The following is a 16,497-nucleotide window of genomic DNA, read 5'->3' on the forward strand; positions in this document are numbered from 1 at the left end:
TAGTAAAAGTGGTAATATATAGATATAACATTAAGGAGGAACTTCTATAGAAGTATATGATTCAACTAATATACAAATTGTTGGAGCGCTTACCAGGTATTCTAACGGCCGTAGCTTATCTGGTTGTTGCCTTTCAATCGGGAAATAAGAACAAGTAGTTTTTGTCATTAAAAAATTACTTTTAAGAGTTAGTCAGTGGTTACTGTAGTTGAAGGCTATAGTGACCACCGCTGGCTATCCTGTTAGTTAGGTTGTACATTTCTGTTGTAGTCTATCTTTACTATATTTAAAAAGAAAAGGAGGAACTTGATTTTGTATCGTTCACGGAATTTTTACCTGCGGGTGAAGGGTGATCTGGCTCTCTTTACGAATCCTGCGACCAAGGGTGGTGGAGAAAGGTCAAGCTATGCCGTTCCTACTCGACAGGCCTTAAAAGGTGTGGTGGATGCGGTTTACTATAAACCAACCATTACAAATGTTGTGACAGAAGTGAAGATTGTCAATCAAATTCAAACGGAGCTTCACGGAGTCCGAGCCTTGTTGGCTAATTATGGAGCTGACTTAAGTTATGTTTCTTACCTTAGCAAAGTGGAATACCTGGTCAAATTTCACTTTATCTGGAATGAAAATCGCCCAGATTTAGTACACGATCGTTTGCCCAACAAACATGAGGCGATTATGGAAAGGTCTATCAAAAAAGGCGGGCGACGAGATGTCTTTCTTGGAACCAGGGAATGTCTTGGTTTAGTTGAAGCCATTAGCCAGGAAGATTATGAAACAGCTGATGTCAAATATGGAGATGTCACCATCGACTTTGGAATTATGTTTCATTCATTTGCCTATCCAACAGAGTCTAATCAACCGCTTCGTTCCTATTTTACAAGGACCGTCATGGAAAACAGTGTCATACGGTTTAAGGAGCAAGAAGACTGCGAGATTGTGAACACACTTTCAAATTATGTTTTCAAGACTTCGGGAGATATCAAGTTAGTAGAAGAAGAATTTGAGATATACTCACGAGATCAAGAAAATGAGGAAGGAGGTCGCTAATGGATTTCTTTACAGCACTTTTACGGGCTTATGAAGCAGCCGAGGACACGGGATGGGTAGACAATGCTCAAAAATCAACTAGTCCCCTCCTACCGATTTACCATACCAGTCGTCGTTCAAATGGGAAGGACACGATAGCTATTCTACTAGACAATGAAGGAAACTTCATGAAGGCAGACTTTATGGCTGATGGCGAGAGTATCATCTTTCCGGTGACTTCTGACTCGGTGGCTCGTTCGGGGAAAAATCCAGCTCCGCACCCGTTGGTTGATAAATTGACTTACTATCTTTCAGAAATAGACCAAGGACAGTATGATGCCTATCATCGTCAGTTAGATGAATGGATTTCCCAGTGTCAGGAACAAGAAGTTAAAAGATTTTTGAGTCATATCCAGCGTTTTCTGTTACAGGATGACTTTATAGAGAAGATTGTCCAGTCCCTCTATGGTAGAGTAACCAGTAGAGAGGGATTAAAAGTAACTTTTCTGAACAGTGATGATAGTGAAAAGACTATTGACCTATCGACTGCTTTTCTGGAATTTAAAATTGATCAATTCATAGGGTATCAAACCGTTTCTGTTACCAACTATTTGGACTTACATAAGGCTTACATTTCCTATGTGGAATCGAATCAGCAAGCAGATATCATCTGTAATATTAGTGGGAAACAAGAAGTGCTGGCTGCCAAGCACCGCGGATTGATAGGAAATGCCAAATTGATTTCCGTCAGCAATAACATTGAAACCTATAAGGGACGCTTCAAGCAACGAGAGGATGTCTTTACCGTTGGGAATCAGACTTCGGAAAAAATTCATTTAATGGCAAAATTTTTGTTGGAGAATGAACATACCCACGCATGGCTAGGGTCAGGACAGCATTTAATCAACTGGTTTAGTGATGATTTGTCCAATGAGACACAATTAGATATCACCAGTCCAAAAGTGGAAGATAATGGAATGTTTGATTTTGGAGAAACGTCTTCAGATGATAGCCCAAAATTTCAAGTAACAGAGGTAAATAAGAAAATCCGCTCTGCCTTTATCCATGGTAAAAAAGAATTTGGTGACGGAGCGACTTACTATGTTGCTATCGTTAACAAGACCAATGATGGTCGTGTTGCCCTTAAATACTTTAGACAGCTAGCTGCCTCTCAACTACTAGATAATCTCAATAAATGGCAGGACAGGTATTCTTGGCAATTTAAGAAGCAAAATGGAGAGTATGCGGAGTGTCCACCGAGTTACCAGGATATTGTTTTAGCGGCCTATGGTGTAGATAGAGGTCGATTCTTGGAACTAGACAACGACAAGTTCAAGAGTGATCAGTTCCAAAAGTTAGCTACAAGCATGATTGATGGGAAAGATATTCCGGATACGATTCTTGGTAAATTAAAAGACAATATCAAGCAACGTCAGAGATATGGGAACACATGGAACAAGGTATTATTTGTTTCCTTGGCCCTTTTACATAAAACTAATAAGGAGGAGTTTACACCGATGTTAGACCACGAGAATAAGGATCGTTCCTATTTGTTTGGACGATTATTGGCGATTTTTGAATTGTTAGAGCTTCAACGGTATCAGTTAGACGGTTCAAAAAATGATCGCATCACGAATGCGGAACGTTATTGGAATGCCTATACAAGTCAGCCAGCTAAGCTGATGATGAATTTAACCAATAAAATCAAACCTTACGAAGAAGCAGTAAAGTTAAACAGTCCTGGTATTTTTAATAAATTAGAAAAAGAACGGGAAGAAATCATGGTGTTATTAGGGCCTTTGATGCAAGAACGTGGAATCAATGACCCATTAGACTATCGCTTTATATTTGGTTATTATGCTGAGAAGCAATACTTCTACACAAAACAAGAAAAAATTGAAAGTGAGGAATAAAGAATGTTGGAACAGAAAATTGATTTTATGGTAACCATTGAGGTGCGTGAGGCCAATGCTAATGGCGATCCCTTATCAGGAAATATGCCACGTACGAATGCAAATAACCAAGGGATTATTAGTGATGTTGCTATTAAGCGAAAAATTCGCAATCGTATGCAGGATATGGGGCATTCTATTTTTGTCCAGGCAAATGATCGGATTGAAGATGGCTTAAATTCTTTAGAAAAACGCTTCAAAGCTCAATTTTCTGGAAAAGAATCAGATGAGGAAATCAATGAAAAAGCTAATCAAATCTGGCTAGATGTACGCTCATTTGGTCAGGTCTTCACGTATTTGAAGGATCGCTCTTTTGCTATCCGTGGACCAGTTTCTGTTAGCATGGCTCATTCGTTAGAACCTATTATCATTTCTAGTTTGCAGATTACTAGAAGTACAAATGGTGTGGAACCTAAGAAAGCAGGAGGTCGTTCTTCTGACACCATGGGAACCAAGCATTTTGTAGATTACGGTGTATATATTGTAAAAGGGTCTATCAATGCTTATTTTGCAGAGAAGACAGGCTTTACGGCGGAAGATGCGGAGGTCTTGAAAGAAACTCTAATTACCCTATTTGAAAATGATGCATCATCAGCTCGCCCAGAAGGTTCAATGCGTGTTCGTGAAGTTTTCTGGTTCACTCATTCCAATAAACTGGGCAATGTTTCTAGTGCACGCATCTTCGACTTGTTAGAATTTGATAAGGAAAAGCAAGACAAGTCAAGCTATGAAGAGTATGCGATTGGACTGAAGCAGAAAGAGCTGGCTGAGTTTCAGGCTAAGGGATTGAAAGTTGATATTTTAGAAGGATTGTAAGATGGCCTATGCAGAAGATGATTATTTGATGTTGTCTGGTATTCAACATTTTCAGTTCTGCAAACGTCAATGGGCCTTGATCCATATTTATCAAGAATGGGCTGAAAATGAGGCAACCACTCACGGTCAGTTTCTTCATCAAAAAGCTGACAATCCCTATATCAAAGAAAAACGTAAGGATTTCTTGATTTCTAGGGCGATGCAGGTATCGTCTAAGGAGTTAGGGCTTTACGGGATTTTGGATGTTGTGGAATTCCATAAAGATGAGGCAGGTATTTCACTGAGTGGAAAACGTGGTAAATGGATTCCAACTATCGTTGAATACAAGCGTGGTAAGCCGAAAAAAGATGAACGGGATATTGTTCAATTGGTGGCACAGACCATGTGTTTAGAGGAAACACTGGCTTGCAAAATTGATACGGGCTATCTGTACTATCATAGTGTCAATAAAAAAGTAGAAATTAGCATTAGTGCTGAATTGAGGCAGCTGGTTGTTGAATTAGCTAGACAAATGCATGAACTTTATCAGAAAAGAGATTTGCCAAAGGCTGAGTATTTTAAGAATTGCCAACTTTGCTCACTGGTAGATATTTGTATGCCTAGATTGAGTAAAAAATCGCGTAGTGTTGCTCATTATATCCAACAATCCATGGCAAGCGAGGAGGGGTTATGAAGAAACTGCTGAATACACTCTATCTGACTCAGGAAGATTTTTATTTGACTAGAGAGCGGGACAACATTGTCATTAAGCAAAATGGCGTTGCTGTTCACCGCTTTCCCTATCGCATTATAGACGGTATTGTGTGTTTTTCCTATCTAGGAGCCTCTCCGTCATTAATTGAACTGTGTGCGGAACATCAGATTAACCTTTCTTTCCATACACCTCAAGGGCGATTTTGTGGCCGGTTTGTAGGTCCGACGAATGGAAATGTTCTGTTAAGACGGCAACAGTATCGCCTAGCTGATGATGATTTGTCTCTGGAATTTGCCAAACGTTTTATTCTGTCTAAAATCTCTAATTCCAGAAAATACCTATTGCGATTTCGTAGAGATCATAAAGATAGGGTGGATGGGAATCTATTTGAAGAGGTCAATTCAGAGCTGACTTGGGCAGTGGAAATGGTTCAAACAGCTTTAGATAAGGAGACACTACTTGGAATTGAGGGGCAAGCAGCGAATCACTATTTCCGCTTATTCAATGAAATGGTTTTGGCTGATAAGGAGACGTTTCAGTTCAATGGTCGCAGTAGAAGACCTCCGTTGGACTGTGTGAATGCCTTGCTTTCCTTCGGTTACAGTCTGTTGACCTATGAATGCCAATCAGCAATTGAAGCGGTTGGTCTGGATAGTTATGTTGGATTTTTCCATACAGACCGTCCTGGTCGTGCGAGTCTGGCTTTGGATTTAGTTGAGGAATTTCGTTCCTTCATTGTTGATCGGTTTGTATTTTCCTTAATCAATAGAGGACAGTTAACGAAAAAGCATTTTGATATCAAAGAAAATGGAAGTGTTTTGTTGACTGAAAAAGGCAGAGCAGTTTTCATTGAAGCCTGGCAAAAGCGAAAACATACAGAAGTTGAGCATCCATTTACCCAGGAAAAAGTCAAATTGATGTTATTGCCCTACGTTCAGGCACAATTGCTTGCAAAGGCTGTTCGAGGCGAGTTGGACAGTTATCCTCCGTTTATGATATAGGAGCTATATTATGATGGTATTAGTGACCTATGATGTCAATACAGAAACAGTAGCTGGACGAAAGCGATTGAGACAAGTAGCCAAGCTGTGCGTTGACTTTGGTCAACGTGTGCAACATTCTGTCTTCGAATGTTCAGTCGCTCCAGCAGAATTTGTTGAGTTAAAGAATAAGTTGCTGGAAATCATTGACAAGGAACAGGATAGTATCCGCTTTTATTTGCTAGGAAAAAACTGGCAAAATCGTGTGGAAACGATTGGACGAGATACTAGTTATGATCCTGATCAAGGAGTCCTCCTGTTATAGATTATCTCTGCGAATCGGGCTTACTCATTAAATGTGAGGAGATTCGCGTGAAAAGCATATGAAAAAAAGTGAAAATAGAGTGAATTTATGGTATATTCTATATCTGTAGAAACTTTATTTTTACAAAACAGTGTCAAATAGCGCTGTCGCACCCTACACGGGTGCGTGGATTGAAATTTGAAACGTGTAGCATATCAGCTATTTCTTCCCGTCGCACCCTACACGGGTGCGTGGATTGAAATAAGTTCTAAGGACTCGGGAAAATCCTAATAAGCTTGTCGCACCCTACACGGGTGCGTGGATTGAAATTTAATACCATTTGAACCCAGACCACAATCAAGACCGTCGCACCCTACACGGGTGCGTGGATTGAAATAAGTAGTTATCGGAATTTTTAAAGTAAGACGATTGTCGCACCCTACACGGGTGCGTGGATTGAAATATTTAATAACATTTTAAGCACCACGCCAAAAGCGTGTCGCACCCTACACGGGTGCGTGGATTGAAATCAATTTAGCTGGCCTCATCTTAAGATGCCTCATGTCGCACCCTACACGGGTGCGTGGATTGAAATTACAATATCTATACCGTCATCAGTCATGTGTTCGTCGCACCCTACACGGGTGCGTGGATTGAAATATGGTAACGATAACGAGACCAACAGACGTCGCGAGTCGCACCCTACACGGGTGCGTGGATTGAAAGATATCGTCGGGCTATGACGATCACTAGGACAGGTCGCACCCTACACGGGTGCGTGGATTGAAATTCTTTGTCGTCTTTCTTTTTAGTTTAAAATAGGGTCGCACCCTACACGGGTGCGTGGATTGAAATCAATCTATTGTTTTGCTGTTGGGCTAGACGTCCAGTCGCACCCTACACGGGTGCGTGGATTGAAATATTTTATGATTTTATCACTGAAAAAATACCTGAGTCGCACCCTACACGGGTGCGTGGATTGAAATAGTCGAGCAGATCCATATTGGCAAGGTGGATGAGTCGCACCCTACACGGGTGCGTGGATTGAAATAGTGTCAGCTATGGCAAGAGAGGACGAAAGCAAGGTCGCACCCTACACGGGTGCGTGGATTGAAATATTTTATATTTAAAGTCTTAATATTTATGCTACGTCGCACCCTACACGGGTGCGTGGATTGAAATTCTTGAGCATTTTGAGAGTTTTTAATCCGGTAGTGTGTCGCACCCTACACGGGTGCGTGGATTGAAATCAACTGCGCCAATCCAACTCGCCAATACACGTCAGTCGCACCCTACACGGGTGCGTGGATTGAAATTACCTTATAATCTGAACTATATAAAATACCATTGTCGCACCCTACACGGGTGCGTGGATTGAAATAACATGTGTGCTAAACAACTTGAAGCCTTGAGAAGTCGCACCCTACACGGGTGCGTGGATTGAAATATTCTCACGTATCTTACGTGATCCAAAAACTGGACGTCGCACCCTACACGGGTGCGTGGATTGAAATCATTTTCTAACAACTCTGCAGTACACTCGTTTGAGTCGCACCCTACACGGGTGCGTGGATTGAAATTAGCAGACAATCGGGGGTAAGTTTTAATTTATACAGTCGCACCCTACACGGGTGCGTGGATTGAAATCGTAGAGTGAACTCAAACTCTTCTGTGAACGAGGGTCGCACCCTACACGGGTGCGTGGATTGAAATTCGATCTCGGCAAGCAGATTCGACTTTGTAGAAAGTCGCACCCTACACGGGTGCGTGGATTGAAATTCTAAAACGGCAATTTTACAAAACGCCCGACAAGTCGCACCCTACACGGGTGCGTGGATTGAAATACTCCTTTTATTTACGACTAACCCAAGACTCCTGTCGCACCCTACACGGGTGCGTGGATTGAAATTTGCACCATTGGTTGTCCTGTGGTTGGTGTCATGTCGCACCCCACATGGGTGCGTGGATTGAAATTTGCACCATTGGTTGTCCTGTGGTTGGTGTCATGTCGCACCCCACATGGGTGCGTGGATTGAAATTTGAAAAATGTTGCTAAACCATCAAGGACGTTCCCGTCGCACCCCACATGGGTGCGTGGATTGAAATATTTTTTTCCTCCTTTGTTTTTTTCCTGGTCACGTCGCACCCCACATGGGTGCGTGGATTGAAATTTGTCTGTTGCTCTACTTGTCCGCTTATATTTGGTCGCACCCCACATGGGTGCGTGGATTATAGAGTGATACTCTAATAATCATTTCCTCAATAAAATCTTTTGTCAGAGAACTCAGAGAAAATTATAAGATTCTTGGTGTTAGAATATAAATAGTACAAGTCAAAATGAGAAAATCCTAGAAGCAAAAACATGATACAATAAAAACATCGTACTACAGGAGGACTCATTATGGCAAAACATTATGACAAGCAGTTCAAATTGGACGCAGTGCAATATTATCAAGATCACAAGAATCTTGGTCTACAAGGCTGCGCATCGAATTTAGGTATCAGCCAGCAAACTCTTTCCAGATGGAAGAAAGAGCTAAACGATACTGGGAATATAGAACACCGTGGTTCCGGCAATTACTCTTCTGATGAGGAAAAAGAAATTGCTAAATTAAAGCGGGAGCTACGCGACACCCAGGATGCACTAGATGTATTAAAAAAAGCCATCAGCATTCTGGGAAAATAACAGAAGCCATTTATCTTGAGGTTTCTGAAAAGACAGAAATAGCTAAAAAGCAAAACCGCCGAGTTTCTGTCTCTGGAATGCTGAAAATCTTAGGCGTATCAAGATCTGGTTATCATGCATGGCTAAAACATGTACCTTCCAATATGCAAAAGCGTAAGGAAGCGGTTAAAACCAAAATAAAGGATATTTACAACGAATCAAAACAAAACTACGGAGCCCCCAAAATCACCAAGGAACTACAAAAGGATGGTGAAATCATCGCTGAACGAACGGTGGGCAAATATATGCGAGAAATGGGCATCAAAGCCCAGTGGATAAAACCCTGGACCATTACCACCAAAGACTCCGACTTTAGTAAGGAACTTCAAAATATCCTTGACGAACAATTCAACCCTGACCGCCCCAATGCCGTTTGGTGTAGTGATATCACCTACATTTGGACAGCCGAAGGCTTCGCCTATCTAACTAGCATCATGGACCTATTCTCCCGAAAAATCATTGCCTGGACGCTCTCCAAAACAATGGAAGTATCCTGTGTAATTGAAACTATAACCAAAGCTAAAGCAAGACGTCAAACGGATTTACCTTTGATTCTTCATAGCGATCGCGGAAGTCAATACGTTTCCAAGGAATATCGCAAAGCAACCGATAAAATGCAACTAAGCTACTCCAAGAAAGCCTTTCCTTGGGATAATGCCTGCATAGAATCCTTTCACTCCTTGATTAAACGGGAATGGCTCCATCGCTTCAAAATCCAGAATCATGCTCATGCACATAAACTCGTATTTGAATATATTGAATGCTTTTACAATACGAAAAGAATTCACGGCCACTGTGATTTTATGTCGCCGAATGATTTTGAAAAGTTGTATGCAGAAGCACAAAAAGACAATGAGCAATTAGCAAGTTAAAAAAAGGATAAAATTCTCATTTTAATGTGTACTAAATCTTGACATAGGACCATCTTCTAATATTTTTGGTAATGTTTTCTAATTTTTCTTCCCCTCTTTTTAAATTTTCTTATAATAACTTACACACTTCATGCTATAATAGTTATATGAGTTTTTAAAAGGAGCATGAAATGTCAAACTTAAAAGAGCAGGTTGGTATTAAGGCGGCGGAATTTGTAACGGATGGTATGGTTGTTGGTCTAGGGACTGGGTCTACAGCCTACTATTTTGTTAAAGAAATTGGCCGTCGGGTTGCGGAGCAGGGGTTGCAAATTATTGGTGTAACGACCTCTCATGCTACGGCAGAGCATGCTGCGTCCCTTGGGATTCCCCTAAAAAATATCGATGAAGTTGAGTATGTAGACTTAACGGTAGATGGGGCTGATGAAGTAGATGGAGCCTTTAACGGAATCAAAGGTGGCGGTGCAGCTTTATTAATGGAGAAAATTGTTGCGGTCAATAGTAAAGATTGCATCTGGATTGTTGATGAATCCAAAGTAGTTGAAACGCTAGGAGCATTTAAATTGCCAGTAGAAGTGGTTCAATACGGTTCTGAAAATCTATTTCGCTTGTTCGAATCAAAAGGATATCGACCAAGTTTCCGAATGAGTGATGGTGAAAAACTTGTGACGGATATGAAAAATTACATTATTGACCTCGATTTACAACGGATTGAAGATTCAGTTGCATTGGCGGAAGAATTGGATCGAACAGTTGGAGTTGTTGAACATGGTCTCTTTATTGGTTTGATTTCCAAGGTAATCGTTGGTACGCCTGACGGTCCTCAAATAGTTGAAAAATAAATAACATGAAAACGCTTCTCAATTACTAACAATGAGAAGCGTTTTTATGGTATAATGAAAACACGAACGTTTGAAGTTAATGAGAATTTATTTACAATTTTATAGATGTATTTTGCTATCCATTGTTTGCAAGCCCTATGAATAAGTATAGATTTTCTAGAATGAATCTATGCTCTAGGTGTTCGGGGATGGTCCGAGCACGAAGAAGGTAACAGATAATGCATTTATTAAAAGATGAAATTCCAGATATTTTACTGGTATTATGGTTGGAAATAAATTTTCTGTAACTCATGATTCAAAAGGAGACAATTATGCCTAAATTTAAACGTGTTCACTTGGTTGTTATGGATTCTGTCGGAATCGGCGCAGCACCAGACTCAGATAAATTTTTCAATGCAGCTGTAGCAGATACAGAGTCTGATACACTCGGTCACATTTCTGAAAAAGCTGGGCTTGATGTGCCAAACATGGCAAAAATTGGTCTTGGCAATATTCCTCGTGATACAGCGCTTGCGACAGTTCCTGCTGAAAGCCATCCAACTGGTTATGTAACCAAATTGGAAGAGGTTTCGCTTGGGAAAGACACCATGACAGGACACTGGGAAATTATGGGTCTCAATATTACTGAGCCTTTTGATACATTCTGGGATGGTTTCCCTGAAGAGATTTTGACAAAAATCGAAGAATTCTCAGGTCGTAAAATCATTCGCGAAGCAAACAAGCCGTATTCAGGTACAGCTGTTATTGATGACTTTGGACCTCGCCAAATGGAAACAGGGGAGTTAATCGTCTATACCTCCGCAGATCCTGTGCTTCAGATTGCAGCCCATGAAGACATTATTCCACTTGATGAGTTGTATCGTATCTGTGAATATGCTCGCTCGATTACCCTTGAACGCCCTGCTCTTCTAGGTCGTATCATCGCACGTCCATATGTTGGTGAACCAGGGAATTTCTCACGGACTGCAAACCGTCATGACTATGCGGTGTCACCGTTTGAAGCAACTGTCCTCAACAAACTGGCAGATGCGGGTGTACCAACTTACTCAGTTGGTAAAATCAGTGATATTTTCAATGGTTCAGGTATTACAAATGATATGGGTCACACCAAGTCCAACAAGCACGGTGTCGATGTGTTGATTGATACTCTGAAGTTATCAGACTTCGAGGAAGGATTTACTTTTACAAACCTAGTTGACTTTGATGCTGTCTATGGTCACCGTCGCAATATAGAAGGTTACCGCGACTGCTTGCAAGAGTTTGATGCACGTATTCCAGAGATTATTGACAATATGCGTGAAGATGACCTGCTCTTGATTACTGCAGACCACGGCAATGATCCATCTTATGTTGGGACAGACCATACACGTGAATATGTGCCTCTCTTGGCATACAGCAAGGCTTTCAAAGGAAATGGTATCTTGCCAGTCGGTCACTTTGCGGATATTTCAGCCACTGTTGCTGAAAACTTTGGTGTGGAGACAGCCATGATAGGTGAAAGTTTTTTAGGAGGTTTAGTTTAATGGAAAAAGTTGTAATTTATCATAATCCTGCATGTGGAACATCGCGCAACGTCCTTGCTATTATCCGACATGTTGGAATTGAACCTGAAATTGTTCATTATTTGGATACCCCACCGAGTGAGGAAGAATTGCATGATTTATTGTCCAAAATGGGAATAACAGCTAGAGATTTGTTACGAACCAATGTACCACCATATCATGAAATGGGGATTGATTGGGAGAGTGCATCTGAGGATACTATCATTTCGGCAATGGTTGTTGAACCAATTCTTATCAATCGACCAATTGTTGTGAGCTCAAAGGGTGTTAAATTATGTCGTCCTTCAGAGACAGTTTTGGAATTATTGCCACCAATGAAAACACCCTATGTTAAAGAAGATGGTGAAGTAGTTTTGCCTCTATAAAAATTTATATTCTATGGGTTTATCAAAGATTATAGAAAGGAAGTTTAATTAGCTAGGCTAATTGAATTTGGACGACAGTCCAGTATCATTGAACTTATGACATTAGTAGAAAAAATTTATGAAACAAAAGCGTTCTTGGAAGAAAAAGGTCTAGTGAAACCTGAATTCGGTTTGATCTTGGGATCTGGCTTGGGTGAATTAGCTCAAGAAGTTGAAAACGCCATTGTCATCGACTATGCAGATATTCCGAACTGGGGCAAATCAACGGTTGTTGGTCATGCTGGTAAGTTGGTTTACGGTGATTTGGCAGGACGTAAGGTCTTAGCTCTTCAAGGTCGTTTCCACTTTTATGAAGGAAATCCTATGGAGGTCGTGACCTTCCCTGTCCGTGTCATGAAAGCTCTCGGTTGCGAAGGAGTGATTGTGACAAATGCCGCAGGCGGTATCGGTTATGGTCCAGGTACCTTGATGGCAATTACTGACCACATCAACATGACAGGTCAAAACCCATTGATTGGTGCAAACTTGGAAGAATTTGGTCCACGTTTCCCAGATATGTCCAATGCCTACACTAAAGAATACCGTGAAAAAGCCCATACCATTGCGGAAAAATTGGGCATCAAGTTGGACGATGGTGTCTATCTAGGTGTGACAGGTCCTACATATGAAACACCTGCTGAAATCTTGGCCTTCAAGACTATGGGTGCACATGCAGTCGGTATGTCGACAGTACCAGAAGTTATCTTGGCTGCTCACTCAGGTATGAAAGTCTTGGGCATTTCTGCTATTACAAACTTTGCGGCTGGTTTCCAATCTGAACTCAATCACGAAGAAGTTGTAGAAGTAACCGAGCAAATCAAGGACAACTTCAAGGGCTTGGTGAAAGCTATCTTGGCTGAGTTGTAAATTGGTGTAAGTGAGAGTACAATGATCACATTTCACACTCTTACTTCAGTACTTTTATCGTTTTCCAATCTAATAAGAAGAATAATTATCAAGAAAGGTAAGGCTCTACATGTCTATCCATATCTCCGCAAAACCAGGTGAAATCGCTGATAAGATTTTACTGCCTGGTGATCCACTTCGTGCTAAATTTATCGCTGAAAACTTCCTTGAAGATGCTGTTTGTTTCAATGAAGTCCGCAATATGTTTGGCTATACAGGTACGTACAAAGGTCATCGTGTTTCTGTGATGGGAACAGGAATGGGTATGCCATCTATTTCTATTTATGCACATGAACTGATTACCGAATATGGCGTAAAAAAATTGATACGTGTGGGAACAGCCGGTTCTTTAAATAAGGATGTTCATGTCCGTGAATTGGTACTTGCTCAAGGGGCAGCTACTAATTCAAAAATGATGAATATTGACTGGCCAGAATATGATTTGCCCCAAATTGCTGATTTTGAATTGTTGGATAAGGCTTATCATATTGCTAAGGAACTTAACTTGACAATCCATGTCGGCAATGTCTTGTCATCAGATAGTTTCTATTCTCCAAAGCTATTCAGTCGGAACTTAGAATTAGGGAAATTGGGTGTGAAAGCTGTAGAAATGGAAGCAGCCGCACTTTACTATTTGGGTGCTAAGTTTGGTGTTCAAACCCTTGCTATTATGACAATTTCTGATAGTTTGGTGAATCCAGAAGAAGACACTACAGCTGAAGAGCGTCAAAACACATTCACTGATATGATGAAGGTTGGTTTGGAAACTCTGATTGCTGATGAATGATAAAAAATCTAGATTGCTATAAAACGCAATCGTTTGAAAGGCGAACCAATTTCTATTTGTACGGAACTTGGCTTGTCTTTTTTTGTTGAATAAGGTATAATAAAGAAAGCGGTTACATTTTTTAACAGAAACATTCGTGGATACTTACATAAATAAGTTTCCTAAAGGAGGAAAAGAATGATCAACTTACAAAACTTTGTCCAGTCTATGTATGCCAAACGTATCGAAGATTGCACAGACCAACAACTCTATTATGCTTTATTAGCCTTTACTAAACAACAAAGTGAAGCCAAGTATACCAACGATCAGAAGAAAAAAGTTTACTACATTTCAGCTGAATTCTTGATTGGTAAATTATTATCTAATAACCTAATCAATCTTGGACTTTATGATGAAGTGAAAAGTCAGTTGGTTGCAGCTGGCAAAGATTTGATTACCATTGAAGATATGGAATTAGAACCATCACTTGGCAATGGTGGTTTAGGTCGTTTAGCTGCCTGTTTCTTAGACTCGATTGCAAGTCTTGGTTTAAATGGTGATGGTGTTGGCCTCAACTATCATTTTGGTCTCTTTCGTCAATTATTTGCCTACCATCAACAGACTGCCGTTCCAAATGAGTGGATTACTCCGCATTCATGGTTAACGGAATCACCGATTTCTTATCAGGTGCCATTTGCTCACTTCACACTGACTTCAAAGCTCTATGATATTGATGTACCAGGTTATAAAGTAGAACGGAAAAACCGTCTGCGCTTGTTTGACCTAGGCTCAGTAGATGATAATATCATTTATGATGGTATAGAATTTGATAAAGAAGACATTTTTCGCAATTTGACTCTCTTCCTTTACCCAGATGATTCGACAGATGAAGGAAAAGTCCTTCGGATTTTTCAACAATATTTCATGGTGTCCAATGCTGCGCAACTCTTGATTGATGAGGCGATTGCCAAAGGTTCTAATCTGCATGATTTGCCTGATTACGCTGTCGTTCAAATCAATGATACCCATCCTTCATTGGTCATTCCTGAATTGATTCGTTTGTTAGAACTTCGTGGTATTTCATTTGATGAAGCGGTTGAGATCGTGAAAAAGATGACGGCCTATACCAACCATACCATTTTATCAGAGGCTTTGGAAAAATGGCCACTTGATTTCTTAAACCGTGTTGTGCCACATCTGGTACCATTTATCGAAGAATTGGACCGTCGTGCGAAAGCTGTCAAGAACGATCCAGCGGTGAACATTATTGATGAACAAGGCCGTGTTCATATGGCTCACATGGATATTCATTATGGCTATTCCATCAATGGAGTGGCGGCCCTTCACACAGAAATCCTGAAGACTTCAGAATTGAAGGCTTTTTACGAGCTTTATCCTGAGAAATTCAACAACAAAACAAACGGGATTACCTTCTGACGTTGGCTGATGCATGCGAATCCAAGTCTGGCAAGCTACTTTGATGGCTTAATCGGACATGGCTATCACCATGATGCGAGTGAATTGGAAAAACTTTTGGATTTCAAGGGAAACAAGGAACTTAAAGACTGGTTAGAAGAAACCAAACAACATAATAAACGTAAATTGCAACGTCATATTGCGAAAACTCAAGGTGTAGAGGTTAACCCTGAATCCATTTTTGATGTGCAAATCAAGCGCATGCATGAGTACAAACGGCAACAAATGAACGTATTATATGTCATTTACAAATATCTGGATATCAAAGCTGGAAATATCCCAACCCGACCATTAACCGTATTCTTCGGAGGAAAAGCGGCACCAGCCTATACAACTGCCCAAGATATTATTCACTTAATATTAGTATTGTCACAAGTTATTCAAAATGACCCTGATGTGGCCCCACATTTGCAAGTGGTGATGATTGAAAATTATAATGTAACCGAGGCGAGTTATATTATCCCAGCAGCAGATATTTCCGAACAGATTTCTCTTGCATCTAAGGAAGCATCAGGTACTGGCAATATGAAATTCATGTTGAATGGTGCGTTGACAATTGGTACGGATGATGGTGCCAATGTAGAAATCCATGAATTGGTTGGTGATGAAAACATCTACATTTTTGGTCAAGATAGTCAAACTGTTATTAATCATTATGCAAATGGAACCTACCACCCATCCGCTTACTACGAACGCGATACAATCCGTCCATTGATTGATTTCATTACTAGTGATGTTGTACGTCATGCTGGTGGTATCGATGAACGTCTATGGCGCTTACAAGATAACTTGAAACACAATGACCACTTTATGACCCTCTTAGACTTGGAAGATTACATTCTAACCAAGGAACGCATGTTGACAGATTATGAAGACCGTAATAGCTGGCTTGAAAAAGTGATTGTCAACATTGCCAAATCTGGATTCTTCTCATCAGACCGTACGATTCAACAGTACAATGAAGATATCTGGCATTTGGAAGCTAAATAGCATAAAAGTAGACAGATAATCTAAAAAAATCTCACTCTGAACAACATTAGAAAAAAATAGCTTAGAATCAACGTTGCTGATGGCGTCCTTCTAAGCTATTTTTTATGTTAAAGACTAGTTATCCAGATTTATTTTTTTGAATTTTATAGTCGAATGAATTAACTTTCAGACAAGGAGCT

13 protein-coding genes, 1 pseudogene and 1 CRISPR repeat array are annotated in these 16,497 nt (G+C 40.4%); all 14 genes and pseudogenes read left to right on the top strand.

Annotated elements, in window-relative coordinates; all coding sequences use genetic code 11:
- Positions 1-312: 312 nt before the first annotated feature.
- Positions 313-1,050 (top strand): type I-C CRISPR-associated protein Cas5, encoded by a 738-nt coding sequence (cas5c, locus tag D2A30_03765; protein ID ULL21982.1) that lies wholly within the window; start codon positions 313-315, stop codon positions 1,048-1,050.
- A complete protein-coding gene (cas8c, locus tag D2A30_03770; protein ID ULL20776.1) occupies positions 1,050-2,942 on the top strand; it encodes a type I-C CRISPR-associated protein Cas8c/Csd1 in 1,893 nt (630 codons plus the stop codon). Before cas5c ends, cas8c begins: the two co-directional genes overlap by 1 nt.
- Positions 2,943-2,945: 3 nt before the next feature.
- The gene (cas7c, locus tag D2A30_03775) at positions 2,946-3,797 is read left to right on the top strand and encodes a type I-C CRISPR-associated protein Cas7/Csd2 (protein ID ULL20777.1); all 852 of its coding nucleotides are present in this window, start codon (positions 2,946-2,948) and stop codon (positions 3,795-3,797) included.
- Position 3,798: 1 nt separating this feature from the next.
- Positions 3,799-4,470 (top strand): CRISPR-associated protein Cas4, encoded by a 672-nt coding sequence (gene cas4, locus D2A30_03780; protein ULL20778.1) that lies wholly within the window; start codon positions 3,799-3,801, stop codon positions 4,468-4,470.
- A complete protein-coding gene (gene cas1c / locus D2A30_03785) occupies positions 4,467-5,492 on the top strand; it encodes a type I-C CRISPR-associated endonuclease Cas1 (GenBank protein ID ULL20779.1) in 1,026 nt (341 codons plus the stop codon). The genes cas4 and cas1c overlap by 4 nt, the downstream gene beginning before the upstream one ends.
- 10 nt (positions 5,493-5,502) lie before the next feature.
- A complete protein-coding gene (cas2, locus tag D2A30_03790; protein ULL20780.1) occupies positions 5,503-5,796 on the top strand; it encodes a CRISPR-associated endonuclease Cas2 in 294 nt (97 codons plus the stop codon).
- A 145-nt stretch (positions 5,797-5,941) separates the two neighbouring features.
- Positions 5,942-8,011: direct repeats of the CRISPR family, unit length 32 nt; unit sequence GTCGCACCCTACACGGGTGCGTGGATTGAAAT.
- Positions 8,012-8,173: 162 nt separating this feature from the next.
- Positions 8,174-8,461 (top strand): transposase, encoded by a 288-nt coding sequence (locus tag D2A30_03795; protein ULL20781.1) that lies wholly within the window; start codon positions 8,174-8,176, stop codon positions 8,459-8,461.
- Complete coding sequence (locus tag D2A30_03800) at positions 8,458-9,372, top strand: IS3 family transposase (GenBank protein ID ULL20782.1); 915 nt, start codon at positions 8,458-8,460, stop codon at positions 9,370-9,372. The genes D2A30_03795 and D2A30_03800 overlap by 4 nt, the downstream gene beginning before the upstream one ends.
- Before the next feature lie 170 nt (positions 9,373-9,542).
- Entirely contained in the window at positions 9,543-10,214 is a 672-nt protein-coding gene (gene rpiA, locus D2A30_03805; protein ID ULL20783.1) for a ribose-5-phosphate isomerase RpiA, read from the top strand.
- A gap of 311 nt (positions 10,215-10,525) precedes the next feature.
- Positions 10,526-11,737, top strand: coding sequence for a phosphopentomutase (locus tag D2A30_03810; GenBank protein ULL20784.1), 1,212 nt, complete (start codon positions 10,526-10,528; stop codon positions 11,735-11,737).
- Positions 11,737-12,141, top strand: a complete 405-nt coding sequence (gene arsC, locus D2A30_03815) for an arsenate reductase (glutaredoxin) (GenBank protein ULL20785.1) — start codon at positions 11,737-11,739, stop codon at positions 12,139-12,141. Before D2A30_03810 ends, arsC begins: the two co-directional genes overlap by 1 nt.
- A gap of 96 nt (positions 12,142-12,237) precedes the next feature.
- Positions 12,238-13,047, top strand: a complete 810-nt coding sequence (locus D2A30_03820) for a purine-nucleoside phosphorylase (protein ID ULL20786.1) — start codon at positions 12,238-12,240, stop codon at positions 13,045-13,047.
- A gap of 109 nt (positions 13,048-13,156) precedes the next feature.
- On the top strand, positions 13,157-13,873 hold the full coding sequence (gene deoD, locus D2A30_03825; protein ULL20787.1) for a purine-nucleoside phosphorylase: 717 nt from the start codon (positions 13,157-13,159) through the stop codon (positions 13,871-13,873).
- Between the two features lie 177 nt (positions 13,874-14,050).
- Positions 14,051-16,318: pseudogene (glgP, locus tag D2A30_03830) on the top strand (glycogen/starch/alpha-glucan family phosphorylase).
- Positions 16,319-16,497: the final 179 nt, after the last annotated feature.

The organism is Streptococcus suis (genome assembly GCA_022354845.1).
In the GTDB taxonomy this organism is placed as follows: domain Bacteria; phylum Bacillota; class Bacilli; order Lactobacillales; family Streptococcaceae; genus Streptococcus; species Streptococcus suis_AA.